Source organism: Bradyrhizobium barranii subsp. barranii, from assembly GCF_017565645.3.
Taxonomy (GTDB): Bacteria; Pseudomonadota; Alphaproteobacteria; order Rhizobiales; family Xanthobacteraceae; genus Bradyrhizobium; species Bradyrhizobium barranii.
In genome coordinates this window covers 8,316,718-8,340,650 of sequence record NZ_CP086136.1, presented here as the reverse complement: position 1 = coordinate 8,340,650, position 23,933 = coordinate 8,316,718, and the positions used below count along the sequence as shown (strand labels likewise).

24 protein-coding genes and 4 pseudogenes are annotated in these 23,933 nt (G+C 59.7%); 15 read left to right on the top strand and 13 right to left on the bottom strand.

Features of this window, described 5'->3' with window-relative positions; genetic code table 11:
• The first annotated feature begins 118 nt into the window (after positions 1-118).
• Complete coding sequence (mgtE, locus tag J4G43_RS40765) at positions 119-1,501, top strand: magnesium transporter (RefSeq protein ID WP_208088327.1); 1,383 nt, start codon at positions 119-121, stop codon at positions 1,499-1,501.
• A 504-nt stretch (positions 1,502-2,005) separates the two neighbouring features.
• On the top strand, positions 2,006-2,299 hold the full coding sequence (locus tag J4G43_RS40760) for a hypothetical protein (protein ID WP_208088326.1): 294 nt from the start codon (positions 2,006-2,008) through the stop codon (positions 2,297-2,299).
• 357 nt (positions 2,300-2,656) lie between these two features.
• Here J4G43_RS40760 and J4G43_RS40755 read toward each other — a convergent pair whose 3' ends face one another.
• From J4G43_RS40755 to J4G43_RS55750, 4 genes are all read right to left on the bottom strand, one after another.
• Positions 2,657-2,839, bottom strand: a complete 183-nt coding sequence (locus tag J4G43_RS40755; RefSeq protein ID WP_208088325.1) for a hypothetical protein — start codon at positions 2,837-2,839, stop codon at positions 2,657-2,659.
• 594 nt (positions 2,840-3,433) lie between these two features.
• Positions 3,434-3,679, bottom strand: coding sequence for a hypothetical protein (locus J4G43_RS40750; protein WP_208088324.1), 246 nt, complete (start codon positions 3,677-3,679; stop codon positions 3,434-3,436).
• Positions 3,680-3,766: 87 nt separating this feature from the next.
• Entirely contained in the window at positions 3,767-4,132 is a 366-nt protein-coding gene (locus J4G43_RS40745; RefSeq protein WP_208088323.1) for a phasin family protein, read from the bottom strand.
• 222 nt (positions 4,133-4,354) lie between these two features.
• Positions 4,355-4,624, bottom strand: a complete 270-nt coding sequence (locus tag J4G43_RS55750; protein WP_208088322.1) for a hypothetical protein — start codon at positions 4,622-4,624, stop codon at positions 4,355-4,357.
• A 150-nt stretch (positions 4,625-4,774) separates the two neighbouring features.
• Here J4G43_RS55750 and J4G43_RS40735 point away from each other — a divergent pair, with 150 nt between their 5' ends.
• The 3 genes from J4G43_RS40735 to J4G43_RS40725 all read left to right on the top strand — a co-directional run bounded on the left by J4G43_RS40735 (position 4,775) and on the right by J4G43_RS40725 (position 7,593).
• Positions 4,775-5,020 (top strand): hypothetical protein, encoded by a 246-nt coding sequence (locus J4G43_RS40735; protein WP_208088321.1) that lies wholly within the window; start codon positions 4,775-4,777, stop codon positions 5,018-5,020.
• Between the two features lie 99 nt (positions 5,021-5,119).
• On the top strand, positions 5,120-5,398 hold the full coding sequence (locus tag J4G43_RS40730) for a hypothetical protein (protein ID WP_208088320.1): 279 nt from the start codon (positions 5,120-5,122) through the stop codon (positions 5,396-5,398).
• A 1,664-nt stretch (positions 5,399-7,062) separates the two neighbouring features.
• Positions 7,063-7,593: a PRC-barrel domain-containing protein gene (locus J4G43_RS40725; protein ID WP_208089547.1), complete on the top strand. Its 531-nt coding sequence runs from the start codon at positions 7,063-7,065 to the stop codon at positions 7,591-7,593.
• Between the two features lie 1,313 nt (positions 7,594-8,906).
• Here J4G43_RS40725 and J4G43_RS40715 read toward each other — a convergent pair.
• Positions 8,907-9,137: a hypothetical protein gene (locus J4G43_RS40715; protein WP_166350443.1), complete on the bottom strand. Its 231-nt coding sequence runs from the start codon at positions 9,135-9,137 to the stop codon at positions 8,907-8,909.
• A gap of 212 nt (positions 9,138-9,349) precedes the next feature.
• Here J4G43_RS40715 and J4G43_RS40710 point away from each other — a divergent pair, with 212 nt between their 5' ends.
• Positions 9,350-10,042, top strand: a complete 693-nt coding sequence (locus tag J4G43_RS40710) for a Crp/Fnr family transcriptional regulator (protein ID WP_208088319.1) — start codon at positions 9,350-9,352, stop codon at positions 10,040-10,042.
• A 219-nt stretch (positions 10,043-10,261) separates the two neighbouring features.
• Here J4G43_RS40710 and J4G43_RS55745 read toward each other — a convergent pair whose 3' ends face one another.
• The gene (locus J4G43_RS55745; protein ID WP_321576356.1) at positions 10,262-10,495 is read right to left on the bottom strand and encodes an HGGxSTG domain-containing protein; all 234 of its coding nucleotides are present in this window, start codon (positions 10,493-10,495) and stop codon (positions 10,262-10,264) included.
• 71 nt (positions 10,496-10,566) lie between these two features.
• Here J4G43_RS55745 and J4G43_RS40705 point away from each other — a divergent pair, with 71 nt between their 5' ends.
• From J4G43_RS40705 to J4G43_RS56185, 3 genes and pseudogenes are all read left to right on the top strand, one after another.
• Positions 10,567-10,785, top strand: coding sequence for a hypothetical protein (locus J4G43_RS40705; protein WP_208088318.1), 219 nt, complete (start codon positions 10,567-10,569; stop codon positions 10,783-10,785).
• 90 nt (positions 10,786-10,875) lie between these two features.
• Positions 10,876-11,478: pseudogene (locus J4G43_RS40700) on the top strand (DUF2130 domain-containing protein); the annotation flags it as partial.
• A 23-nt stretch (positions 11,479-11,501) separates the two neighbouring features.
• A pseudogene (locus J4G43_RS56185) lies at positions 11,502-11,663 on the top strand (hypothetical protein); the annotation flags it as partial.
• Positions 11,664-12,130: 467 nt separating this feature from the next.
• Here the strand turns inward: J4G43_RS56185 and J4G43_RS40690 are convergent.
• Positions 12,131-12,340, bottom strand: a pseudogene (locus tag J4G43_RS40690) (hypothetical protein); the annotation flags it as partial.
• A 91-nt stretch (positions 12,341-12,431) separates the two neighbouring features.
• Between J4G43_RS40690 and tnpA the strand changes: the two are divergent.
• The 5 genes from tnpA (at position 12,432) to J4G43_RS40665 (ending at position 16,713) form a co-directional block, all read left to right on the top strand.
• Positions 12,432-12,854, top strand: coding sequence for an IS66-like element accessory protein TnpA (gene tnpA / locus J4G43_RS56180; protein ID WP_018273743.1), 423 nt, complete (start codon positions 12,432-12,434; stop codon positions 12,852-12,854).
• Positions 12,851-13,207 (top strand): IS66 family insertion sequence element accessory protein TnpB, encoded by a 357-nt coding sequence (gene tnpB / locus J4G43_RS40680; RefSeq protein ID WP_018273742.1) that lies wholly within the window; start codon positions 12,851-12,853, stop codon positions 13,205-13,207. Before tnpA ends, tnpB begins: the two co-directional genes overlap by 4 nt.
• A 50-nt stretch (positions 13,208-13,257) precedes the next feature.
• Positions 13,258-14,808 carry an IS66 family transposase gene (tnpC, locus tag J4G43_RS40675; protein WP_035681142.1) on the top strand — a complete coding sequence of 517 codons (1,551 nt, stop codon included), beginning with the start codon at positions 13,258-13,260 and terminating at the stop codon, positions 14,806-14,808.
• A complete protein-coding gene (locus J4G43_RS40670; protein WP_063712394.1) occupies positions 14,805-15,455 on the top strand; it encodes a UPF0149 family protein in 651 nt (216 codons plus the stop codon). Before tnpC ends, J4G43_RS40670 begins: the two co-directional genes overlap by 4 nt.
• 877 nt (positions 15,456-16,332) lie before the next feature.
• A complete protein-coding gene (locus J4G43_RS40665; protein WP_208088317.1) occupies positions 16,333-16,713 on the top strand; it encodes a hypothetical protein in 381 nt (126 codons plus the stop codon).
• A gap of 704 nt (positions 16,714-17,417) precedes the next feature.
• Here the strand turns inward: J4G43_RS40665 and J4G43_RS55740 are convergent.
• The 6 genes and pseudogenes from J4G43_RS55740 to J4G43_RS40635 all read right to left on the bottom strand — a co-directional run.
• Positions 17,418-17,513, bottom strand: a pseudogene (locus J4G43_RS55740) (ABC transporter ATP-binding protein); the annotation flags it as partial.
• A 3-nt stretch (positions 17,514-17,516) separates the two neighbouring features.
• A complete protein-coding gene (locus J4G43_RS40655; protein ID WP_208088316.1) occupies positions 17,517-18,551 on the bottom strand; it encodes a Cj0069 family protein in 1,035 nt (344 codons plus the stop codon).
• A gap of 133 nt (positions 18,552-18,684) precedes the next feature.
• Complete coding sequence (locus J4G43_RS40650; RefSeq protein WP_208088315.1) at positions 18,685-18,849, bottom strand: hypothetical protein; 165 nt, start codon at positions 18,847-18,849, stop codon at positions 18,685-18,687.
• A 72-nt stretch (positions 18,850-18,921) separates the two neighbouring features.
• A complete protein-coding gene (locus J4G43_RS40645; protein ID WP_208088314.1) occupies positions 18,922-20,328 on the bottom strand; it encodes a TAXI family TRAP transporter solute-binding subunit in 1,407 nt (468 codons plus the stop codon).
• A gap of 274 nt (positions 20,329-20,602) precedes the next feature.
• Positions 20,603-21,628 (bottom strand): AI-2E family transporter, encoded by a 1,026-nt coding sequence (locus J4G43_RS40640; protein ID WP_225005401.1) that lies wholly within the window; start codon positions 21,626-21,628, stop codon positions 20,603-20,605.
• Between the two features lie 318 nt (positions 21,629-21,946).
• Positions 21,947-22,342, bottom strand: a complete 396-nt coding sequence (locus tag J4G43_RS40635; RefSeq protein ID WP_038934996.1) for a PRC-barrel domain-containing protein — start codon at positions 22,340-22,342, stop codon at positions 21,947-21,949.
• Between the two features lie 986 nt (positions 22,343-23,328).
• Between J4G43_RS40635 and J4G43_RS40630 the strand changes: the two genes are divergently transcribed.
• A complete protein-coding gene (locus J4G43_RS40630) occupies positions 23,329-23,817 on the top strand; it encodes an SIR2 family protein (RefSeq protein WP_208088312.1) in 489 nt (162 codons plus the stop codon).
• Positions 23,818-23,933: the final 116 nt, after the last annotated feature.

Below are 23,933 nucleotides of genomic sequence, written 5' to 3'. Positions count from 1 at the left end.
TTATAGGCGGGAAATTGTAGTCTACCATCGGCGAAGTGCCGACGGGCTCTGAAATTGTCTGCTTATCGGGGTAGATCGGAAGTGATATCCGTCCGTCGTCTGTACCGAGCTGTGAATCATGACCAACCTTGACGTCCAGGATGCGGCGAAGGCCGACAACATGGTCAATCCGGCGTTCCTCGCCGCAAGCATGATCGAAGAACGCGCCGCTGACATTGTCGAGGCCCTCAACGACATGCCTTCGGAACTCGCAGTCGCGGTTCTGCTTCATCTACCCCCCGATCGCGCCATTGAAGTCCTCGACCAGCCTGGGTTGGAGCGCGAGCCAGAACTCATTGCTCTGATGCCGCGGGAAGCAGCCGCAAAGCTGCTTGCCGGCGTGTCGGCGGACCGCCTCGCCGACGTCTTCCACCAGGTCAAAGAGCCACACTGCTCCGAACTTCTTGATCTGCTGGACCTCGACATCAGGCTCAACATCCGACGCCTCCTGGAGTATCCGAAAGACACCGCGGGAGCGATCATGACGACGGAATTCGCCAGCGTTCCCTCGACCTACACCGTCCAGCAGACACTCGACTATATCCGGCACGTCGAACGCAGCCGGGAAACCGTTTACGCGATCTACGTGCTAGATCCCCTCAGCAAGAAGCTGGTCAAGACGATCACCCTGCGCCGGCTCATCACGGGAGATCCGCAAGCACCGGTGCTCTCGGTAGCCCGTCCTGGCCGTCTGATCACCGCCACTCCCCTCATGGACCGGGAAGATGTCGCGCGCCTGATCTCGAAGTACGACCTGCTCGCGGTGCCGGTCGTTGACCACGGTCGCGTCATTGGAATCGTCACGGTCGACGACGTCATCGACGCCATCGTGCAGGAAAGCACCGAGGACGTGCAGAAGTTCGGTGGCATGGCGGCCGTCAACGAGCCGTATATGGAAATCCGCTTCTGGCAGATGATGAAGAAGCGCGGCGGCTGGTTGTGCGCGCTGTTCCTGTCCGAAATGCTGACGGCGTCGGCGATGCAGAGCTACGAAGGCGAGCTCGAGAAAGCCATAGTGCTGACGCTGTTCATCCCACTGATCATGAGTTCGGGGGGCAATTCCGGATCGCAAGCCACATCCCTTCTGATACGCGCATTGGCCTTGCGCGAAATTGAAATCAAGGACTGGTGGCGCGTGGCGCTGCGGGAAATCGCCAATGGGCTGGCTCTCGGGGCGATGCTGGGCCTTGTCGGCATCGTACGCATTTCGCTCTGGCAGTATCTGGGCTTCTACAATTACGGCGAGCACTGGGTGCTGATTGCGCTGACGGTCGGCGCCACCCTGGTCGGCATCGTCATGTTCGGCTCGTTGACCGGATCCATGCTCCCATTCCTCCTGCAACGAACCGGGTTCGATCCGGCCAGCGCTTCGGCACCGTTCGTCGCGACTCTAGTCGATGTTACGGGATTGGTGATCTATTTCACTGTCGCTTCCATTATCCTTCGAGGAACGCTGCTGTAGTTCGGCAAAGCGGAGCGAAGGGCAAGGCCCACAGGCTGAACTATTACTGTCGGTGGTCACTCGCTGGATGAACGCGCTTGGGCAACCTTTGCCCTTGCGCGGGGTTGTCAGCCAGGAGAGTGAGATGCCCAACGGCCGCCCGAACCTTGCGTTCTTCACGTTGATCGCTGCCAGCCTATGCGCTGCCGTGGTCCTTGTTGGGCTGTTGATCGCAGGAGATGTCGCAGGTCCAAGGGTAGCAACGACTAATTTGCCGCCACATTCTCAAGAGGGTGGCAGACAATGATCCACAGTCTGGACCCGAGGCGCGCGACGCGGAGCTTATTGTCGGCCTAATGGTGGTAGGCGTTTTCCCTTCGGCCTAGCGCGCGGCCAAGTAAGCGGCATGTTCTGGCGGCTCTCTTTGGGAGTATGCTCGCTGGCGAATCTCTAACATGATTTGCAGCTGACTGAACTTGCGGAACCATTTTCGCTCATTCGTCTTGGCTATGTAGAGGGTAGGAAATGGTCAATTCTTTGATGTTGTTGGCATTCGAAGCAAACGGCGTAATTGCGCTGCGGATGATGAAGCTGATGCGCGGCGGCAGAATTGCCCGTCGCGAAGCGGAGTTGATGGTCAGCGAAAAGGTACATGCGGCTTTGGAAGCTTCTGCAAGTTTAATAGCTGGAGCTTCGGGCGATGAAATAGTCCGCCAATATCGACGGTATGTCGCGGCGAATGCGAAGCGACTGGGCGGGCTTAATTCGGGTCGGAGTCGAAAACGTGCGCTCAGGCGAACGCAGTCTAGACGGAAGTAGCTTAACGGCATTTAGAGAACCCGACGGATAACGGCCTTCCGGAAGATCGCACTTAGACAAGGCGCCGAGGCTCGGATCGGCGTTAGCCGCTGCATCGTGCCGGAGTGCGTGGAGGAGTCATCGAGTCAAGGCCGTGCAGGCTAGCAATCGGCGGGAAAACTGTCCCGAGGACCCAAGTCATCGATGCACTAGCAGTTCCAAAGCACCGGCTCCCACGCGTTGCGCGCATTTCGCCGCGCCTTGTCGGCGCAGGCGCTCCTCGATATCGCGTGCGAGCCCCTCCACTCCTCTTCACTGGGCGCGCAGCCAGAATTCCAGGTCGCGCCCCTCTCAGGTCGGCCCGCTTCTTGCCAAAGCTCATGAGCGCCTTTGGGTCTCGTCGCGCAAACCAGCCGCGCGAAGCTCTTCGAGTTTGCGCTTGATCTCATTTGCGAAATGTTCAAGCCGCTCCACGGTGGCTTCGTCGCCGATCAGTGAGATCGCGCGGTTGGCCAGTTCGAGTTGATGCTGCAGCCTTTGAAGTTCGCCTCGGCAATCCATGACGCCGCTCCAGCTAGCTATAAAACGCCGGAGCGTGACAAATGTTCAGCCTGACCTTGGGCGGTCTTTCCAGCGTGGTTTCGGGAATGCACCTGCCGAAAACTTCGGGAGAATGCCATGGCCAGAAATAATCGGCTGGTCCGGCCGGAGGTAATCAGCTCTACCTATGTTGTGCGAGTGTCCAACAACTCACCTCGGAAGTCGGGACCCAGCTGGGATCGTGGCGCGTCGAACAAGTCCTGGTCGTTCACCGAGGGTCGTCACCGGCATCATCACCACGGATTTGAGGACAATGGCCTCGGAAGTGAGGCCATTGTACGCTCGTCACTCTCACTTGCTTTGGGGTTGAGACAAAGTTTCGTCCAGAGCGTGAGCGTGCTGGAATTCGCCGAGGATCGTGGACGCGCCAATTTACACAGTTGGCATGACGTTCCGGGGCACAGAGTTGATTGAGCCGATCTTTGTGTTGGTGACGATTGAGCCAGGCATGTCGGGGCCAAGACTCGCGAACGTTTCTTGCCCACAATGCAAGAGAGTTGAGCGAAACATCATCGAGGCGCTTTAACTAAAGTGTGGACAGCGCCAAAACAAGTGTCACGCGTTATGCTGCCGGTAATCGAACGCGGTCAATCCATGGATGGCACGCTCGCATAGTTTGTTGGCGTTCCGCTCACCGGTTTTTACGGCTCGCAAAATTCCTCGGGCAATGATTTCGCGATCCACTTCCAACTGGCCGATGTTCTGAAGCGTTCGACACGCGAGATCGTATGCCTCGCTTGCAGCGATCATCTCCGCTGGATCGAGTGACAGATTTTGGAAAGGCGGATTAACATCGGACATGATGTCTCCTCATGAAACGGCAGGCAGGCTCTGGGCTGCGGCAAAGGCCCCGCGAATAGCAGTGCGCTTATATCGCGAGGGTAAGACTTATCGATTTGTCGGGGTAATCTTGGCAAGAAAACTACCGAATGGTTTGCAGGATTCCGTAGCAAGATCGCGATACAACGCGCCAATCTTCTGCGACTCGGCCATGAACGTCTCGAAAGCCGACTTAGCGAATTCGGTCTGAATTTCAATCGCCTTGTCGATCGACTTCACGCCTGAAAGCTTCTCGACAAACGACCTGGTGTCTTCAAACGATTTCTTGGTGTAGTCGCTGTAAGCCGTGGCAATCGCATGAAAGGCGCCCGGGAAGGAATTCATCGATGCATCAGCGGAACTGATATGTTCTCTGCTATCATCCTGCAGCTGTGATAAATCCCGATTTGCGTTATTCTGGATTGGATTAGACATTATGAATAAAACTCCTTGGTTGCTTAGCAGTGAGTCAATGTTGCGCGTCACCAATGGTTGCACCGAAAAGGCAGTTCCCGCTTGTTCCTTGGCGGTGGTTGTGTGTTCGTATGATGTTATCGGAACTCGGTGCTAGGCACTTTTACTTCGGACGTCGGCGGCGTGAATGGAAAGTAGGCGTCCCGAAGCGGGGATGAAAGCGGACATGCCAAACAATACCAATCAAGCAATACTTGATCCCAAGGAATTCTCGCCAAGGTGGGCGAATGGAAGACCATCCTTGAATTTCGCAAGGATGAGATTGTCTTTTCGCAGGGCGACGTGGCGGATACGGTCTTCTATATTTAAAAAGGCCGGGTCAAGGTTGTGGTCATATCCGAGCAAGGCAAGGAAGCCGTGGTGGGCATTTTGGAGACCGGCCACGATCCAGGCAGCGTGGGGATACTCTGGTGAGCTTGCGGTTTTCGCCGGGCAGTCCCGTCGGAGAGCCATTGAACGAACTCGAGAGCAACGAGTTGTCCCTGATGCCTAACCGCACATCACCATCCACTGGCCCGATGAGCGTGCAGCCTATCGAGCATAGCGCGACAGGGGCACTGGTGCGCCGATCTAATAAGTGTCGTTTTGTATGGAGTATCAGCGATGGCAGAACCCAAAACCCCGCATGAACTGGCGAACCGAATGCGCGATCATCGCGCGCAGCACCGCGCCCACGATGGTTTCGTGCGAGAGTCCTTCACCCAACCCCGTGACGATGCCCGCCAAACGGCGAGGGCGTTCCTCGATCACTACCCGAAGGCGGCATACATGAGCGAGGTCGAGCACTGGCGTGAGCAACCCAACGGGCGGGTCGAGTTCACCATCAGGCGGCTGCGGACGGCGGATTGACGGTTCTCGCATGGCGCTTCTTGCGTCGATGTTCGCCGCTAGAGTTGCCTTACAGCCACAACAATCAAACGCGCGAGCAAGCAGACGCAGCACCGACAAATGGCATTCCCGATGACGTCGGCAGGAGGTTTAGGGCTTTGGGGTATTCTGGTCCTCGACCTTGGTAACGGAATTTCCGGCTTTGCGAAGAGCAACGAGCACAGCCTTGGCGAGATGAATACTTTCTTCGTCACTTTTCGTGACTTGGTTCCACGTCGTGCCGTGCCCAGAACCGGGATGATCATTGAAAGCGGTTTTGATGGCGCTTGTTATGACAATAAGGGGGTTCTTCTGACATCTCGGTCTCCCGCTGCTTTCGCTAGGCGTATCACGCCTTGACAAGGTGCGATGGCTGAGCGGCACCATGCGCAAGTATCGTAGTCAGCGCCAAACCGACCGCTATTTGTTTGCATTCCATTCCAGCAGTCGCGACTTTTTCGGCGCGGTCGAAACAAACCGCGACTACGGCAGCAGCGCTGTCTTGAAGGTCGCCTCACGACAGCCATTTTAGCTTAGTCGATGAGACGCGTAGGACTTATCGACATCACGGTAGGCAACGCGGCGCGCCTCGGCGCATCGCAACGTTCCACCACGCGACGCTGCGCGTCGCACCACGTCGCACCACATCGCTACGCAACGCCTGAGCCGCTGGGGAAGCCCGGCGGCTCGCGCGCGTTTAGCCCGGACGCCCCCCTCAATCGCCTGTGGCTCCGAGACGCCTACCGCAGCCAGCCGGAGGCTGAAACCGAGGAGATCTGACAACGAGGGCGCGAGCCAGTCCTACGCCGCCCGACCCGCCGGCGGGCCTTACTTCGGTGGGTGCAAATCGCCTTGAAGCCAGCGTCCAAGGCCAGCGTCCAGGGCCCTTGGACTTCGTGGGGTCCTCAAACGCGGCAAAGGTCGTAAGGACCTGATTGCAGACAGCGCATTCAAACGTTAGCAAGTCGACGCCCCGGACGCGTGCTGGCTCGATGCTAACGAGCATCATCTGGGCCTTGCACTTCGGACAGGCGGGGCGCCCAATTGCAGCGAATGGAATGACGGACGAGAGGCGTGGAGGTTGGGGCATGATGCCTCCCTCGAGCAGGCGGGAGCGCAACACTCTCTGTCACTGGTAATGCCTAGAAGGCGTCTGAGTATGCGCCTGAGGGATCTCAAACGCGAGTTAATTCGCAGATATTTGGAAGGAGGGTAAGCGCCCAGCGAAATTGCGAAACCGGAAGCTCGCGCCCGATGCCGTGAGCGTCCGCCGCCAGTTGCCAGTCTGGGGCCTGTGCGTGAAAGAGCTCAGCTTGCTCGCGCGTGAGTGGAGGTATACGGCCCGGAAACCCGTTCGGGTTTGTCGCCGATGACAAGGTGGCAGTGGCGATTAGTTTGCTGGTGGTCGCCCTACAGCCATGGGTGAGTTGATTGGGGTTGCATTTATCGTGTTGAGTGTCGTGATCCTTTTCGCGATGGGAATGCGACTGCCGAACAGACCTAGCCCGCTTCATGTAAAGCCGCCGCCGATCCCCCAACCGGAGATGCCGCTCGCGGATGTGCTCCAGGATTTCGAGCGTCAATCAAAAGAGCAGGGTTAGCTTGATCAAAACCGTTCGCCATCGCGGGTGACTGGCACGACTACCCGCTTCGCGTTCTCGCTTCGCAACATTTCGCCCGCTGCATATCCAAGAGCATGGGGTTGAACCTCCGATTTGGTTAGCACCCCACCCCCCCTCGACGTTGCCGACAATTGCTTGCCCGCAGCTGTGCGTTGTTGGTGCCATCAGCCGACATCTGTGTCCAGATCGCGGTCCAGCGCGGCGGCCTTCGCGTGCGGATGCGGGCGATGCCGTTTACGAATGTTCGGATGACATCGTCTAACTGAAGGTGTCGGCTACCTGGACACGTCTTGGCCTGCGGCGGGAATTTGCCCCGTGTCCGCGACGGAAATTATTCGCTTTTCCGTCGCTGGAACCAAAATCCCGCCGCCCTATTGTTCCCTTAAACAATGGAGAAACATCATGATTTCCAAATGTCTTGCAATAGCAATCCTGGCTACCGCATCGATGAGCGGCGCGGCGTCGGCGCAAACAGCCACAAACCAAGTGGCTACGACTACCAGTGCTACCACGCACAAGGTGGGTGAATGGCGCGCGTCTAAGCTCGCCGGCGTCGATATCTACAATGAAGCAAACGAGAAGATCGGCAACATCCACGACGTGATTGTGGATAGGTCAGGCAAGGTGGCCAATGTCATTCTGGGTGTGGGCGGTGTTCTCGGCGTGGGCGAGCACTACGTGGCGGTCGCCTTCGATAAGCTGAAGTGGGTTGACCAGCCGGTGACCTCGACAACTGCGTCGACAACGTCCGCACCGCCGAATGCTCCTGCACCGACTTCCGCTCCAGAGAGTGCCACGCGAACCACCACCGGTGCCGCAACTACCACCACGACCACCACCACCACCAGCGCTAGTAAAAGTTGGTATCCCGATCACGCCGTGCTTAGCGCCACCAAGGATGAATTGAAGGCCATGCCGGAGTTTAAGTACTAGCTCTCGACGTACAATCCAAAAGCCGCCCCCAACGGGGCGGTCTTTTGTTTGATTGGCCGGATCGATGACGCGGGATTCTCCGTTGCGTGGAAAGGCCACCCCCTCTAGCTTACTGATCCAGCTCTCTCAAAATGCGGTGGGCCAAGTGCGTTCTTGGGATGCGCGGAAGGCCTCAAACAGCTTACGAGCCTTCATCGTATCGTGGCCATCTCGGTCCAAAGTGGCAACACGCTGCTCCTGTTCGGCAATGTGGCGCTCACCCTGCGCTACATGTCTTTCGGCTTGTTCCAAAGGACGAAGTTGCATGTCCCGGGGCGAGGATGATTGTGAAGGTGCCGACATCGTTGTCATCAAGACAAACAGCGGTGATCGGAGAAGCAAAGGAATCTAGATCAGTGACGTTGAAGGTCAGGTGCCGCATTCCTTCGCATGCACTGCAAAGCCACACGTTCCTAAGAAAAGGAGCCGCTGAGTTCTCACCCATGCGGCTCGTATAGTCCCTCCCAGCCCGTGTACCGCCGTTACCTTGTTTGGGCCATTCTAAACGAAGCTGGATGCGAGCCCAATTTGAGGCGGCCTTACCTTCAAGTGGGGGCCCTTAGACCGGGCGACCGCAGCCACTCGCTGATGTGTGAGCCGGTCTCAGCCAGTCGTGCTTTCCTGTCGACTTCATCGCGCAGAGCGCCATACGGAAGCAGTCTGGCTTGTTCATGCAGGCGCTCCGCTTCTTCGGCTAGACGTTCTTCAAGGGATTGGGTTTGTGTGAAACGATGACGCATGGCGCTGCTCCATTCCAGTGAGGAAGGCGGGAGCGCAAACGGCGTTCTCATCACCGATAAAAGCCACTGGCCGAGCGGTGATAGGGATAATTTAGCATGCCCCGTCGCCAATAACTGGTCAATACAGCCCAGCTGGGCGAAATAGTTAACGACTCGAATTAGGACGCCCAAATCCAACTTAGGACACGGCGGCGAGCGCCCGAGGCGGCCTCAATTCGATGGCTTGTTTGCGTCCTGCCCAGTTCCGTTGTCGGAAACCTGTTGATCGAATCCTTCTTGGCGGACTGGCTCCGCTTTGCGAGAAGGCTCAACCATCCCGCGACAAGTCGGAGCCAAGCGGCGCGCTCTGGCTCGCTGACGACGCAGTAGCTCTGCTTTGGGTCAACAGCGTCGGGTGCGCACGGCCGAGCCGCTTCCGCTCTGCCCACAAAACCGGTACTGCCCGCGAGCCAGCCGGGACTTTGCGTACGGGCCGAGATCGGACAGCTGAGATGATCCATCGTTAGCGGGCATCACTAGATGACGCCGAGCCCATTAGCATCCGGCGTCCGCGTTGGCTTCTGCAAGCACCCGGTCGCGCAAGACCATGGGAGAACGTTCGCCGCGCCGGGCAAACGCGATGACTCTCGCCGCGATGGTCTCGCGAGCCCGCGCGTCGCCATTGATGTGAAGGGAGTTGCAGGCTTCCTCACACGCCAGGGACATCGCCTCAATATCGTTGGGCTCGAATACGCCGTCCAATACGAACGGAAGGATGACACCCATAATTCAGCTCCTCTGTTTATGGGACGCCTCTTGGTTCGACATCTCCATTAACGAGGGAGTCTGGGCGCATTGGGAGCGGGAGTCTGACCTTTATTGCTCACTCGCCGGCCGGGCACGTGCCAGTTACTCCGCGACCAGCACTTGTTCGGGGGGTTTCCCGATGTTCGGTTTGCCCTAGAATATAAACTCGCGAGAATTAAAGGCAGGAAGCGGTGGCCAAGGAAAGGAAGAAGCAGCCCTTCGACGTCCAGGTGTTCCTCAACACCGTGGCCGGGGGGAGGACCGTTTCGAACTATCGGAAGAATCGGAAGGTCTTCTCCCAAGGAGACCCAGGTGATGCCGTCTTCTACATTCAGGAGGGCAAGGTCAAGGTCTGCGTCGTCTCCGAGCAGGGCAAGGAGGCGGTCGTCGCGCTCCACGGAAATGGGGACTTCTTTGGTGAGAGCTGCCTAAATGGGCATCCGCTGCGGGTGGCGACGGTCGTGACGGTGACGGAATGCGTCATCATGCGGCTCGAAAAGGCAGCTATCGTGCGTGCACTCCGCGAGGAGCCGAAGTTCTCCGAGATGTTCATGGCTTACCTGTTGTCTAGGAACGCCCGAGTCGAGGAGGACTTGGTCGACCAACTATTTAATTCCAGTGAGAAGCGTCTGGCGAGGGTGCTCCTCCTGATGGCGAACTTCGGCAAGGAGAGTAAGCCCGAGCGGGTCATAGCGAAGGTAAGCCAGGAGACACTCGCGGAGATGGTCGGGACCACGAGGTCGCGCGTCAGCATGTTCATGAACAAGTTCCGCAGGCTTGGGTTCATCAAATACAACGGAACGCTGGAGGTCCATAATTCCCTGCTAAACGTGGTGCTGCACGACGGTCCTCACCTCAGGAAGAGTGCCGAAAGGGAAGAATGAATTTGGGGAATCCGGTCAGTAGTGGCCAGCACGGTCCTAGTTCAACTTGACCGCTGCGATTGTCCCGAGACTATCTCTGTGATGACGGCTGCGTTCGGCAGGGTCTCCCAATCCGTCACGTAGCAGATGAACGGCAACGATGATGTCAAAAACACGCTCGCTTTGATATCGTCCCATGACCGCTTCGGGTCATAGGCGACATCGGACGCCGATGGAAATTTAATCGCAAACCAAACCGGCGAGGCACTTCATTCCTATGAGCATCGCGGAAAATTTCCGCCGGTTTGCAATCGCCTCGGCCGTGTAGCGCCCATGCTTGTACGCGTGTTGATTCCCTTTCGGTGCGCCCGGTGATGATCCGCCGTGCATCCGGCACCTACCGTTTGCCATTCCCGGCGACTGGCACGACTTCCCGCTTCGCGTTCTCGCTCCGCAACGTTTCGCCCGCTGCATATCCAAGAGCATGGGGTTGATTCTCCGATTTGGTTAGCACCCCACCCCCCCTGAACGTGGCCGACAATCGCTTGCCCGCCGTTGTCGACGTGAACGTGCTCGACCGTGACTTTCTGCTGGCCCTTGCCGCGATGCCGGTTCAACGCTTCCAGCAATGTGGCGTGCGTGCGACACAGCTTGTTAGCCTGCCCCAAAGTTTCCTTACGGCCTTCAAGTGTCTGCTCGGCAATCATCGCCCGCCGATAGCACTCCATCGCCGCATTGTGCGAGGCGAGAAGCTGCGCCGCTAGCATTCCCTCGAATTCGTCATTCGGCGAAATCCCCGCAAGCAGGCTGAGCGACGAAACCTGCCGTTCGTGAATGCGCTCAGCGTCGGGATTGGCACCGAGATCATTTCGATCATGTTCGAGATGAAGAACGAAGGCGACAAAACCGCGACAAAAAGCAAGAACGAGGACTTCCTCAAGGAGCTCGATCGGGACCGGGCAGAGAAGGGCTGCGAGTACGCTGTCCTAGTCTCCCTACTTGAGCCTGAAAGCGAGCTTTACAACGCAGGCATCGTCGACGTCTTCCACCGCTATCCGAAAATGTATGTCATCCGGCCACAGTTCTTCCTGCCGATGATTACGCTTCTGCGGAACGCGGCGACCAACTCGCTGAAGTACAAGACCGAGCTTGCGCTTGTGAAGGCGCAGAATATCGACATCACCCATTTTGAGAGCCAACTCGAGACGTTCAAGAACGCATTCTCGAAGAACTACGATCTGGCATCCAGGCATTTCCAGACCGCGATCAACGAGATCGATAAATCCATTGATCACCTGCAGAAGACCAAGGATGCATTGATCGGCGCGGACCGCAATCTGCGCCTTGCGAACGACAAGGCGCAGGACGTGACGATCAAGAAGCTAACCCGGGGCAATCCGACGATGGCCGCGAAATTTGCGGAGCTGAAAAATCAGCCCGCTGAAGCGGCTGAATAAGGCCGCCAAGCTACTTCCTCATTCTGCGTGGCCTCGGCGCGCACATCAGGGGTGCCAATGGCGAGAACCAGGCCATCATTCGGTTCCTGAAGGTCGCGAACGACACCGCGATCGCCGTCAACCAGGGCGGCAAGCGCAAGGGCGCGGTCTGCGCCTATCTGGAAACCTGGCGCGTCGACATCGAGAATTCCTCGCAAGAATACCGGCTAGGAGCGTTTGAGCCTGCCGTCGGCGCGGTGGCCCTTACGACAAGTGAGCCGCGTCAGAGCTGACGCAATCGCTTTGTGAGCGCGTTCGATACGAACGAAGACGGCACCCGCAATGGTAGCTTTAGAACTGATCGCACCTATTGCTTCACTTCGCATCGCTAAGTCGTTGAAATACTAGGGAATGCGAGCGCCCTCCGAGCGCACCATAAACCCAAAGCGGCGATACGTCGTCGCAATGGGCTTCACTCTGGGCAAGGATCCAGTTCGGGAAGTTCTCGCTACCACAACGCTCGAGACGCACCCCGCTGATGCGCCTGAGCGATAATGAGAAAAGGTCTGGAAGCTAAGCTACATGTCTGCTTATCGAGCGACAGGAGACAGCCGTCTCTTGGTCGGACACACCGTCAACTTTTGACCCTAAGCGGCCTATTTTTAGAACTGCATCAAGTCATGCTGCCAGGCATGAAGCACCGGATGCGTGGATGGCCGTCGATGTAATTCTTCCAGACCATTGTACGGCCGAAACGGTTTGGTTCCTTGATAACGGCGCCGTTTGGCACGTTGACCCATTCGTTGTCGATGATGACGCGGTAACGCCCGCTATTGGACTCCCAATGGGCATCAGAAACGATGTACCCGTCAATATCGGTGCAGCGATAGCGGTACGACGACCCCACCTCGTTTAGGTGGACGGGATGAGCGAGACTCGCGCGTGGATTTGACAACGCGAGGGACGCTCGTTCCATGCATCAAGACAGACATCAAGACGGGCATGATGCCGCCTCCTATCAGCGGATCGAGGTGATCACAGGGGAGAGGCGACGGCGCAGTTGGAGCGATGCGGAGAAGGCGCGGATCGTGGCCGAGAGTGCCGATCCGGAGACGAGCATTTCCGAGGTGGCTCGACGCAACGGGGTGAACCGGGGACTGCTCAGTGTGTGGCGGCGCCAGGCGCGGCTCGCGTCGAGCGAAGCGCCGCAGTTCGTGCAAGTCAGGCTCGAGGCCGCCGTCGAGGCGCAGCCGAACGCGATCGATAAGGCGCATGTTCTGACGGATCCGGCCGAGCGGATCGAGGTGATGATCGCGGGCGCGACGGTGCGCGTGCCCGTCGGCGTCGACGCCGCGACGCTGGAGCGCGTGCTGGCGGCGGTGAGATCGACGCGATGATCTCTTTCGGTCCAATGGTCCGTGTGTTCGTCGCGACGCAGCCGATTGACTTTCGTAAAGGCGTTCATGGCCTTGTCGCGCTGGTAGCGGAGGGATTAGGCGGCAAGCCCTACAGCGGTGACGTTTATGTCTTCCGATCGAAGCGATCGGATCGTTTGAAGCTACTGGTTTTTGACGGCTCGGGAATGGTTCTAGCGACGAAGTGGCTGGAGAATGGGGGCTTTGCCTGGCCACCTGTTCGCGAGGGTACGATGCCGGTGACGGGGGCGCAACTGGCGATGCTGATTGAAGGTCTTGCGGAGTGGTCGCGTGTGGTCCCGAAGGTGACGAAGCGGCCGACGAAGGTTGCCTGAAGCGTCTTGTTTTGCTGGCGATTGCGAGTGCGTTCGTGTAGCTCTGCGATATGGCGCTTCGCCCCGAAGATCTCCCCTCTGACCCTGCGGCTCTTGCCGAGATGGTGCTGGCTTTCGAAGGCGAGAACGATGATCTGCGCGCAGAGATCGCCACGTTGAAGAGCCTGATCTTCGGCGCACGATCGGAGCGCGCGGCGATCGTCTGCGCCGAACAGATCGCGTTTGATCTGGAACGGACCGCCGGCTCACAGCTCCCGGCCAATGACGACAAACCGGACGCGCCGCGGCCGGAGCGGCGCAAAGCGAAGCGCAACATCGGCGCGCTGCCGGCGCATCTGCCTCGGGTCGAGCGGGTGATCGAGCCGGCGTCCACGCTGTGCCCGTGCTGCACGGGTCAGATGCATCGGATCGGCGAGGAGAGCAGCGAAGCGCTCGATCGGGTTCCCGCGTGGCTGCGTGTGCTCCGCACGATCCGTCCAAAATACGCCTGCCGCTCCTGTGAGGGCCCGATTGTCCAGGCCCCGGCACCGGCGCGGCTCGTCGAGGGCGGCATGGCAACGACGGCGCTGATCGCGCATATCGCCGCGGCCAAATATGCCTGGCAATCGACGCTCTATCGCCAGACGCAGATCCTGGCGGGTCAGGGTGTCGTCGTCGACCGTCAGACGCTGGCGCGCTGGATGGGGAGCGCGGCGTGGCTGGTCAGGGGCCTCTACGATCTGCAACTGAAGACTATGCACGGCTTCGAGCGGCTGTTCTGCGACGAGACGCCGATGCCAGTGCTCGATCCGGGACGCGGCCGCACGAGGATCTGCCAGTTCTGGGCGCACGCGACGGACGATCGGGCGTGGAAGGGGCCGGCGCCGCCGGCGGTCGCCTACGTGTTCGCAGGTGGTCGCGGCAAAAAGGAGATCGTGGCGCAGTTAGCCGGCTTCGAAGGCGTGCTGCAAGTCGACGGCTATGCCGCCTACGCCTCGCTGGCGGGCGATGCGATGATGTCGGGCCAGATCCAGCTGGCGTATTGTCTCGTTCACGCGCGCCGCAACTTCGTGAGGGTGCACAAGACGACGAACTCACCCTTCGCCGCGGAGGTCATCGAGCGCATTGCGGCCGTCTACGCGATCGAGGAGAGGATCCGCGGTCTCGATGCTGGGGAACGCCGCGCGACGCGACAGGCCGAGACGAAGCCGCTGATGGAGGCGTTGAGGGCCCGTCTGATCGCGGTGAAGGACGGGATCTCCCGCCGCTCGACGCTCATCAAGGCGATCGACTACATGCTCGAACGCTGGCAGGGCCTGACGACGTTCCTGGATGACGGGCGGCTCGAGCCGGACACCAACACGGTCGAACGATCGATCAGGCCAATTGCGATCGGAAAAAAGAACTCGTTGTTCAGTGGTGACGAAGGCGGGGGCGAGACCTGGGCGATACTCGCTTCGCTTCTTAACACAGCGAAATTGAATGGCCTCGACCCCGAGGCGTATCTCGTCGACGTTCTCGATCGCATGGTGAGCGGCGCCACGAAGACCAACCAGCTTCACGAACTTCTGGCCTGGAACTGGAAGGCCGCACGCGAAGCCGAAAAGCGGGCCGTGGCATGACGAAGCCGAAGCAAGGGCGGGGAACGCGAAAAGCACGCAAGACGACGATGGCGGACTATGCCATGTCGTTCGAACGGCTCGGGCAATGGATCAGCAAGCGCGCCAGGTCGCCGACGCTTCGGCATCCGCGGGCGACGTCGCTCTCCATGCTCGATGGCGCGGTGGCCGCGGTCGTCGCCGGGCCGGTCTCGATGGCGTCCGAGGAATGGGTGTGCCCGCTCCTCGGCGTAGATCCCGACGCCTTCAATCACGACACCGAGGAGTTCTCGGCAATCGCCGCCACGCTGATGCGCCACAACGCTATCAGCGAGACGCTGTCGACGAGACCGGAGAGCTTCGAGCCGCTGTTCGTGCGATCACCGGACGGCGAAGTCGACCCGCAGCCCTGGTGCATGGGCTTCTACGCCGTCATGAAGCTTCGGCTTCTCGTCTGGTCGCGGCTTCTCCCCCCGAATGGAACCGAACACCTTATGCTGCGGCCGATCTTGGTCCATTGCATCGACGACGCCGGTCGACCCTTGCTACCCCCGGCCCGGCGCACGCTGGGAACGCAGCCCATCATCCAAAACGCCTGGCGCAACATTCCAGCAACCGTCGAGGCCCTCCGGCAGTTCTGGATGCCTATACGCTTCAAGCGCGGTGCGTAGGCCGTCCGCACCAAGTCCGTGGCTCCGTGGGCCTCTCGTACCGTTTACGGTGCAGCACTGTCCAAATTCGCTCTGCAAGCTTTCAAACCATGACTTCAGCGGGCCATCGTGCGCGAGTGCTGGCGTCACTAGCGCCGTCAAGCCAAGCAACAGTCCAAGCAACAGTGCCGCAGGTATTGCTGGAAACATCTCTTTGCCTCCGCGATCTTCACCGCCCGATCCGCGGGCCTGATGCGGACAAGGCTGGCAACCCGGAAAACAAGATGGCGCTTACAGCTGCGTCTCGGTGATGGGCGCAACAGCCACAATCGTTCGAGGCCTCGTCATGGGAGACTTTCGTCCCCGGCGCTTATGGACGTGAGTCCTTCAACTCGGGCAAAGGTTCCGCAACGACAGCTTAACTAAAGGTCAGCGCAGCTGCATGTTTGGTCCGGGGAGTCCGCTTATGGCCCAACTGGGAAGTTCGGCGGGCCTCTGAAAACGTCGGCTTGTTAGGGTAGACCGCAAGCCGCCTACCCTCGGCCCGACCGACACGATAGACCCTGAGCGGAAGCTTCGGCCAGGGCGACTGATCGTTCCGCAGCGGTCAAATTTCGCGTTTCAACTAGCTAAGGGGGGAGTAAAATAACTACGTTCAAGCACTTGCGCGAGACGCCCGCCGCGGCTCCTCCGCGGCTGGCATCAGCAAAAGGTCATGGGAGGATTTCGCGATGAAATCGCTAGCCTATGCCGCAACTCTGTTTGCGCTTACCTCCAGCTTCGCTTTCGCTCAAGAGCACAAGATGAGCGACGAAGATCTAATTAAGCTGTCGCTGTCGGCCGCGCCCGAGGCCATCGCCAAAGACGCTACCATCCTCGCTATGGATCATATGGTAAGATGCGTACATTGCGCGAAGGAACCGGGCAGTGGACGTGCATGCCAGGTCACGCTGATCCGGCCAATCCCGACCCGATGTGCGGTGATAAGAATGCGATCGAGTGGGCTTCGGCCTGGATGAACCACAAGGAGCCGCCCGTGAATAAGATAGGATTCATGTACATGCTCCGAGGGGACGGGGGTGCGAGCAACACCGACCCGTATGCAACCAAAGAAGAGCCCGGTAACAATTGGATTAAAACCGGCGCCCATGTAATGATCGTCGGCTCTGGCGCTAAGATGTTGGATGGTTATCCACGCGACGCGAAGGCCGACCCAACGAGGCCCTATGTGATGTGGCCTGGCACGCAATACGAGCATTTGATGCTGCCGGTCCGCTGATCTCGCGGTTTCTGTGTCCGTATAGGTTTTTAAGATCGGCAGTGATTGATCCCCGCCGTTCTGTGCGGGACGCGCGATGAAACGTGCGTCTATCGCACTGCGCTGTCGGCATGTGGCCCATGCAGCGAAGTGGCGGCACGCGTCATTGAGGTCCGTGCAATGGGGCATAGCGGACTGGATCTGCTCACATTGGGTTCTTGGCATTTTGACCCATAGGCGACTTCGGCTCTGTGCGGTTTTAGCTCTAGGTCGAAAACTGACCGGCAACTGTCAGCCTGATCGCCGACGGTTCGATCGGGTGAGTAATCCATCACGCTGTTTGACATGAACCGCCGAAGGAACTGCTAGTTTGGGCTCGACGGCACAACGCAACCAAATTTGGGTCCCGGGAGGTGGGCCAGCTCAAGGGCGCGGCTCGGTCGACGTCTGGGATGGACCGTTGCCGGGGCACAACACACGTCCAGTAGATCGTAAGCCCCGCCCTGCTTGCGGCACCCCGGTATGGCCGCCCACCTCGACCATCTTCCCTCCCTGGGGTAGCCTCCAGCGTAGGGTGGACCGATGCGTCGACGGCTAGAACGATTTCTTCCCATCGTCGTGCTTGCGCTGGTGATGCAAATACTGGCGCCGATCGCGGCCTCTTGGGCTGCGGGCATCACGGTGGCCGATCCACTGCAATCAGCAAGCATTTGCCACAGTGACGGGACCCCAGACGGCCCCTGCAGGGCGACGCATTCGCCGTCCTGCAAGTCGAACGACACCGAAATGTGCAGGCGCTTGAGCCCGCTGACCGTCAGCATGCGTCAAGGCTTAGGCTGCAGGCGATCGGCAACCCGCCTGGCGATCTCCGTCGGCGCCTCGCCCGGGTAGGGATGCACCGAGCTGACGTTGATCTCACCGAGCACGTAGCTGTCGCTCCCATCAGAGTGGACGGGGCCGAGCATGAAGTCGGCGTCCCAGATCATGGGCAGGTCATCTCGCGCGATCTCCAGCAACGAGGTTAGCTGTGGCGTCCACTCGTCCTCCATCAGCCGGCGCAGCCGCTGGAAGCGCGGGTCTGCGTTGGACGTGTAGAGCCGCGGCCCGGCCTCGGAACGAGCGGCCGGCGAGTCGACCAAAGCTTTGACTTTGTGGTGGCCGAAGCCCGCGCAGCGATCGCCGGCCATGTAGCAGCGGACCACGCCCTCGTTCAGGCGAAGCTGGAACGGTTGGTCGATGACGCTGCCGTTTTCGAAATACTCCGCGCAGCGACGAAGAAAATCATCCAGCGTCAGTTCCTCCGGCGCGTCCTTGGTCGCGTCCAGCACCCTTTTCATGGAGGAGGTCGGCAGCCTCTCGACCTTCCAAACGCCCTGGCCGCCGTTGCCCCGGTTGCGCTTGATCACACGTGGACCGGTGGCAAGCCGCGTCGGTAGTTCGGCGCGCATCTCCGCGGCGGTTTGATACAGCGCCGTGTCTGATCCCCAGCCCATCGAACGGGTTCGATAGAGGACTTCCTTGGTGCCCATTTTGAGAATGACGTCCGGGTGGGCGCTGACCCACACGCCCTGGGCGGCGACGTCGCGCAGCAGGGCGTCGAGACCGGCGCGGTTTCGGCCGTCTTGAATCGGATTGACCCAGACGAGCACACCGTCCACTGCGAGCAGTTGCTCGCGGACCGCGTCGGCGAAGCTTTCGTCGTAGATCGCCGGGCGAGCTTCGACGCCCACGGCGGCGAGCGCCTCGAAGACGTCGGCGAAACGGCCGCCTTTCGAAGTTGCATCTCGACGCGCGACGGCATTTCCTCGCGAGAGGATAGCGATGGTACGTCGGGGGGAGGGGTGTCGTTCGGTGTCCATGCGCAAGCTCCACGTGTCGCGTGCTGCGCAGAGCTTGGACCGAAGTCTCACGGGGAGCCTGCTTTTCCCCTCACGAGCACCTTACGCGAACTTGTAAGGTGCTTTCAAGTCGGCGCGAGAAGCTCGGTCGGCCTCAGTGCGATGGGCCGCAGCTAAGCGCCTTGATCTTCCCGGAGGCGTCAAACGCGACCAGCGTGCTCTCCACGCCGGCGCTCGTCACGTAGGAGATCCTAGTCCCTTCGTGCGAGCGTCTCAGGTTGTCCAACTTGGATGCCAGATAGCGAAGATCGCGCGCCATTTTATCCTCCGACCTGAGAAGGCAAGACACAAGAAGCCAAGACGTTCCGCGAGGCAGTCCTGCCAGGTGCGCCTACCGGCGAGAGGCAAGTGTTGGACCCGGAGATTTTGCTTGATCGGTGGGGGCGCTCTGCAGCGTCGCTCGCCGTTCGGCGACGGCATGATCGAACAGTTCAAGGACCAGTCCGAGTGCGGCCAGGTCATCTTGTTCGATCGCTCCGTCATCGTAGCACTTCAGGGTTTCGCCGATGATCGTGTCGACTTCCTGTTGCGACAGCAGAAGGTCCTGTTCGGACCCGGCATCGCGAAGCTCCGAGACCACGGCGAGAATGCGGTTGCGGTGGCCGGTGGTGTCGTCCCGGTCATCCCGGTTCAGATAGCGACGCAGCCAGGCGGCGGCCGAACCGATCCCGGAAAGAAGAAGCAAGGCAAACCAGAAGTAGTCGCTGTACTTGTCCAGAAAGGTCCGCGCGGTCCCGTTGATGACCGCCGCGGCGCCCCGGTGCACAGCGGGCTCCGCCTCCTTCTCCGTGTCGGGCTTCGTGATGTGCGCGGCGCCGGCAACGCGTTGCGCGATCGAGTCGCGGACAGCGAAAAGCTCCCGGTAGAAGGCCGCCGCCTTTGCTTCGGACAGTTCTTTCCTGGCCAGAATGAGATGGTTGACGCTGATGGTGTCGACTTTGTCCTTGGGCCAGGCCGGCTTCGCGTTGAAAACACTGCCCGGAATCTCCTCGGCTTCGTAGCGAGCGTGCTTCAGGGCGATGGCCTCGGATGTTTCGACCGGAAGAAACTTCGGAGCTCCGCGCGATCGCGAGGTCGCGGCGATCGCGGCGGCGGTGATCCGGCTGTCGAGCGGGCCGACGGCGAGGTAGGCGTCGACAGTCGCGTCCTGCGCAAGCTTTTCGATTTCATCGGTCCCAAATTGGATTGTCGCAACCTTGTCCGACTCCACGCCGGAGGCGACGAGAATGGTGCGTAGCAATTCGAGGTTGGCTCCGGTCCTTCCGATGATGGCGACCTTGCGACCCGCCAGATCGGCGATCTCTCCGATCCTCCCGGAGGCCTTTTTCTTGGGGCCCTTCCGAGGCCCCCCGGTAGGCGACCAAAGCACGACGTAGTTCTTACGCAGGACCGCCAGTGTCTGCGCGTCGGCCGGCATACCGAGGTCGCCGCGACCGATTGCCAAGTCCGCTTTGCCGGCGCCCAGCAGAGCCAAGGATTCGGCCGCTCCCTCGGTCGTGATCGGGGAGAGCCGGACGGTCCTGCTTTCGTCGCCGAAAGCTTCGGCCATCGCCTGGACCACCTGATGATCGTCGCTGCCTGCGGGCCCGACGGCGATCCGAAGGGTCTCAGGCTGCAAGACGTAGAACAGGGCGGCCGCAGCAGCGCCGAAAACAACGAATCCCAAAGCCAACACGATTAAGAGCCTTTGTTGGCGTCGATCGTGGGCGCTCCTGATCGGGTAATCGGACGGTGACATCGGCAAAACCTACCTGAACAAACGCCTGCTGAGGCGTGCCGCCGAGAACTAGGTCGAACCGGTGTCCGACCGGAATGTTCCGTACGGGCGAGACTGAGTTCACGAAGGGCCGAATTTGACTGCGTAGCGAGTTGGCCACCATCCAGTAGCACGTCACTGAGCGACGACGAGGGTAGCCAGACCGTCGGCGGGCCCGGAGAATGGGATCTGGCTCTGCCGGCGCCGACGTGGGCTGCCGCCGTATGCCTTCGCCACGCAGAGTATCCGCGCTCGACTAATCGAACTGTGTCGCTGCGACAGGGCGGAACACCCATTCACGCCACACCGTCAACAGGGCTGCCATCACGACCGGCCCGAGGAATAGGCCGATAAGTCCGAAGGCCGCCAAGCCTCCGAAGATCCCGACGAAAGCGAACAGAAAGGGCAGGCGAGCCGAACCCCCGACCAGCACCGGCCACACGAAATGATCGCCGGCGAGCATGATCACCGCTCCCCAGCAGAACACACCTGCCGCCGCGGCTTCGTTTCCGTTCGATATCAAGGCAAGCGCCGCCGCGGAGAAGGCCGCCCAGGCACCGAAAGGAAGCATCGCGAATGCAGTGGTGAAAATGGTGAACATGACGGCGTTCGGCACGCCCGCAACGAGATAGCCGACCCCTATCAACAGCCCCTCGCCAACCGCGACCACGACGGTGCCGTTCACCGTGCCGCGAATGGAATCGACGATCTTCTCGACCACGCCTTCGCCGGGATGGCCAAGGATTCGTTCGCTCGTCTCAAGGAAGCGGCTCGCGACGGATCGGCCGTTGCTGAGAAGAACGAAGAGCGCGACCAGCGAAAAGAGCAGCATGAACATGCGATGCAGCAACTGGCCGCCCAAAGTATTGAAGAGATCCGACGCGCTGTCGGCGCTGATCGCCTTCAACCAGCCGGTGGCCGCCTGCGGATCCGAAAGGTTGGCGCGCCACCACTGCTGCGCGATCTCCGCCGCAATCGGCAGGCGGGCGATCCAATCAGGCACCTCGATGCCGCTCTCGCGGGCCTTCTTCAGCCAACCCGCGATCTCCCCGCTCTGCTGTGCTACCTGATAGATCGCGAGGGCCATAGGCGTGAACAGGATGATGGCAACGAAGCACGTGAATGCGAACGCGGCCCAGCCGGACGGGCCCGACGTCACGCGAGTTGCGAATGCTACGTACAGGGGCCACAGAGCAATGGCCAGTATGGTGGCCCATATCAACGCGGAGAGGAAGCCCGCGGCGGTCCAAAGGGAGAGTGCGACGATCGCCAAAGCGAACACGACGCGCGCATTCTTGCGTGCGTCCGATCCAAGCGGCAACGGCTTATGCCCCGGTTTCGCCCGGGCCTTCTCCTTGGAATCCACCGATCTGGATTCGTCCGGCTTCTTTCGGCTCATGCTCGGATTTGCCCGTCCCACGTTTCCCTACATCACTGGTTGCGCCGAGAAGCCAGAACGCCTCCCGGAATCGGATTACCTGGGTCGGTAGATGGCGTGGAAGCGGAGGGGTGCAGGGTGCGCCAACGTGTCGAGGCACCCCCTCCTAGATCGGAGAGCGAGCGTCGAGGTCCCGCTCGCTCTCCGCGACGAACCGACTGACTATTTCTTTTCCGGCACCCAGGTGGTGCTGGCTCGATCGTACCTGAAACCTGGGGCGCCCTTCAGGTCGTCCTTGGTTTCGTCGAGGGTCAGCCACCACTTGTCGTTCTTTTTGGCGGTCTTGACCGCGGTGAACGGCACGATGACATCCTTCTCGCCAGCGCCGAGAAATCCGCCGACCCCGATCACCAGTCCCGTGATCTTGCCCGATTTGTCGACGAGGACATCGTCGACATCGCCGATCTTGCTTTCCTTCGGGTCGTACACGGCCTGCTTGTAGTAGTTCGTCACCGTCCAACTTTCGGTCGGTGCCGCGGTCAGCACGGTGGTCGCGGCGAATGCACCGGTTGCCATCGTTGCGGCCAGCAGACATCCGATTGCGAAATCTTTCTTCATATCCGAGCTCCTCGATTTATGTGGGTCCCATGCAACGGGATAAAGTGGCAAATGTTCCGACGATGGAACGTCGCCGTTCGTTGCGTCGTTGAACTAGACCCAGGAGCTGCTCATGAGCCTCTGACAACGGATCGAGAATCTCGGACCCTACCAATCGCTGTTTTTGTTGGCGGTGCCGACGGCGACTGTGGAGCCGTTGAAATTGGTCGCGGTCGCGGTTGCCGGCGAAGGTCACTGGATCGCCGGAACGGCCATGATCGTGGCGCCCAGGAGGCTGCTGCAGGTTAAGCCTCAGGAATCATAATCCTGGGGTCGGGGGTTCGAGTCCCTCCCCCGCTACCAGTAAAATCAATGACTTAATTCCATTTCGTTCGCTGCGAATTTTTTGCACCACGTCTCGCACCACATTTTCGGTTCCCTATCTGCCGCAACAAAAAAAGCACTCCTTGGAAATGCAGCAGCGCAAATTGTTGGGTCCGCCCAGCAGCACGGATTGAACAAAGGGCCGGCGCCGCCTTGCTCGGGATTGCCGTCCCGGTGGACATTCCCGTTTGGATCACGTCACCGAGCAAGCGAATCGAGCGCTCTGTCTGAAGCGCGTAACGGGCAAGCTGAAGCCTCGGTGGACCGGCAGCCTGAAGGGCGCCATCAGCGAGGTAGGGCCGCGTCTCGACTCGATGGAGTTAGTCGTAACAATGAGGGGAGCGGGGGATCATAATCGTAAGGTCGGAGGTCCGAGTCCTCCCCCGCTACCAGATCCAGCGTAACCCTTTGATGTCCCTTACATGGCCAATCGAAGCTTCAACAAGAGGGATATCTCATTGTTACATGCTGTAGATCATTGATCGATCATGGAGCGTCCGAGCCGCTGACTCTTGAGCCTGTTTGAGATGCTGCAACCGCATCCTCCTGACAGGGGCAGGCTCCTCCTTCTGTGCGAAGAATAGCGGCCCGAACGCCATTACGGCGCCCGGCATGAGAGACCTTTGGGATACGAAGCCATCCAAGGCTCGATTGACGTAATCGCCCGCTATATGCCTCGTTCAAATCAAGATATCGCGGAAAAGAACATCGAGAAACTCCTAACTCACTGCAAAATCTACCTGGAGCTGTTCGGACTGGAGGAGGCTCGTGACGTCGCTGAATTCATCGCATCAGCCGAAAAGTCTATTGCGGCTCGTGTCGACTTCGTGAGCGATCAAACGGACCTGTCTGCACATCAGGCGATCCTAAGAAAAATCGCCCGACGCGGTGCAAGGAAGCCACGCGCGCGTGTGTTCACCACGAACTATGACTTGGGGTTTGAATACGCGGCGAAACACAACGAGCGTTTGAGCGTCGAGCCGCAGATGGGACTGGCGCCCGAGCCGCATCCTATTGGCCGCATTCAGCTGCTTGCGTCCGTGGACCAGAAGAAAAAACGGCTTATCCGTGGGCTTGCCATTTCATCGAATGGGACAGCAGTGCTCGCTTGAAGAGCATCGCCGCCAGTCACATGTGATAAGGATCGGGGATCGTTGGCCCGCCACACTGGCAACGCACCCACCGGCCCTCATTGACGGTCGCGTGCGTCCAATAAGAGCGAGCACGG

What these genes read in the sequence shown, in the direction of transcription:
- J4G43_RS40730 (WP_208088320.1), top strand. Translation starts at nt 5,120, where the DNA reads ATGGCATTCCCGATGACGTCGGCAGGAGGTTTAGGGCTTTGGGGTATT.
- J4G43_RS55750 (WP_208088322.1), bottom strand. Translation starts at nt 4,624, where the DNA reads ATGGCTCTCCGACGGGACTGCCCGGCGAAAACCGCAAGCTCACCAGAG.
- J4G43_RS40645 (WP_208088314.1), bottom strand. Translation starts at nt 20,328, where the DNA reads ATGTCACCGTCCGATTACCCGATCAGGAGCGCCCACGATCGACGCCAA.
- J4G43_RS40745 (WP_208088323.1), bottom strand. Translation starts at nt 4,132, where the DNA reads ATGTCTAATCCAATCCAGAATAACGCAAATCGGGATTTATCACAGCTG.
- J4G43_RS40635 (WP_038934996.1), bottom strand. Translation starts at nt 22,342, where the DNA reads ATGAAGAAAGATTTCGCAATCGGATGTCTGCTGGCCGCAACGATGGCA.
- tnpC (WP_035681142.1), top strand. Translation starts at nt 13,258, where the DNA reads ATGGCGCTTCGCCCCGAAGATCTCCCCTCTGACCCTGCGGCTCTTGCC.
- J4G43_RS40725 (WP_208089547.1), top strand. Translation starts at nt 7,063, where the DNA reads ATGATTTCCAAATGTCTTGCAATAGCAATCCTGGCTACCGCATCGATG.
- tnpA (WP_018273743.1), top strand. Translation starts at nt 12,432, where the DNA reads ATGCATCAAGACAGACATCAAGACGGGCATGATGCCGCCTCCTATCAG.
- J4G43_RS40750 (WP_208088324.1), bottom strand. Translation starts at nt 3,679, where the DNA reads ATGTCCGATGTTAATCCGCCTTTCCAAAATCTGTCACTCGATCCAGCG.
- J4G43_RS40655 (WP_208088316.1), bottom strand. Translation starts at nt 18,551, where the DNA reads ATGGACACCGAACGACACCCCTCCCCCCGACGTACCATCGCTATCCTC.
- J4G43_RS40650 (WP_208088315.1), bottom strand. Translation starts at nt 18,849, where the DNA reads ATGGCGCGCGATCTTCGCTATCTGGCATCCAAGTTGGACAACCTGAGA.
- J4G43_RS40665 (WP_208088317.1), top strand. Translation starts at nt 16,333, where the DNA reads ATGCGTACATTGCGCGAAGGAACCGGGCAGTGGACGTGCATGCCAGGT.
- J4G43_RS40735 (WP_208088321.1), top strand. Translation starts at nt 4,775, where the DNA reads ATGGCAGAACCCAAAACCCCGCATGAACTGGCGAACCGAATGCGCGAT.
- J4G43_RS40760 (WP_208088326.1), top strand. Translation starts at nt 2,006, where the DNA reads ATGGTCAATTCTTTGATGTTGTTGGCATTCGAAGCAAACGGCGTAATT.
- mgtE (WP_208088327.1), top strand. Translation starts at nt 119, where the DNA reads ATGACCAACCTTGACGTCCAGGATGCGGCGAAGGCCGACAACATGGTC.
- tnpB (WP_018273742.1), top strand. Translation starts at nt 12,851, where the DNA reads ATGATCTCTTTCGGTCCAATGGTCCGTGTGTTCGTCGCGACGCAGCCG.
- J4G43_RS40755 (WP_208088325.1), bottom strand. Translation starts at nt 2,839, where the DNA reads ATGGATTGCCGAGGCGAACTTCAAAGGCTGCAGCATCAACTCGAACTG.
- J4G43_RS40715 (WP_166350443.1), bottom strand. Translation starts at nt 9,137, where the DNA reads ATGGGTGTCATCCTTCCGTTCGTATTGGACGGCGTATTCGAGCCCAAC.
- J4G43_RS55745 (WP_321576356.1), bottom strand. Translation starts at nt 10,495, where the DNA reads ATGCAGCGGGCGAAACGTTGCGGAGCGAGAACGCGAAGCGGGAAGTCG.
- J4G43_RS40670 (WP_063712394.1), top strand. Translation starts at nt 14,805, where the DNA reads ATGACGAAGCCGAAGCAAGGGCGGGGAACGCGAAAAGCACGCAAGACG.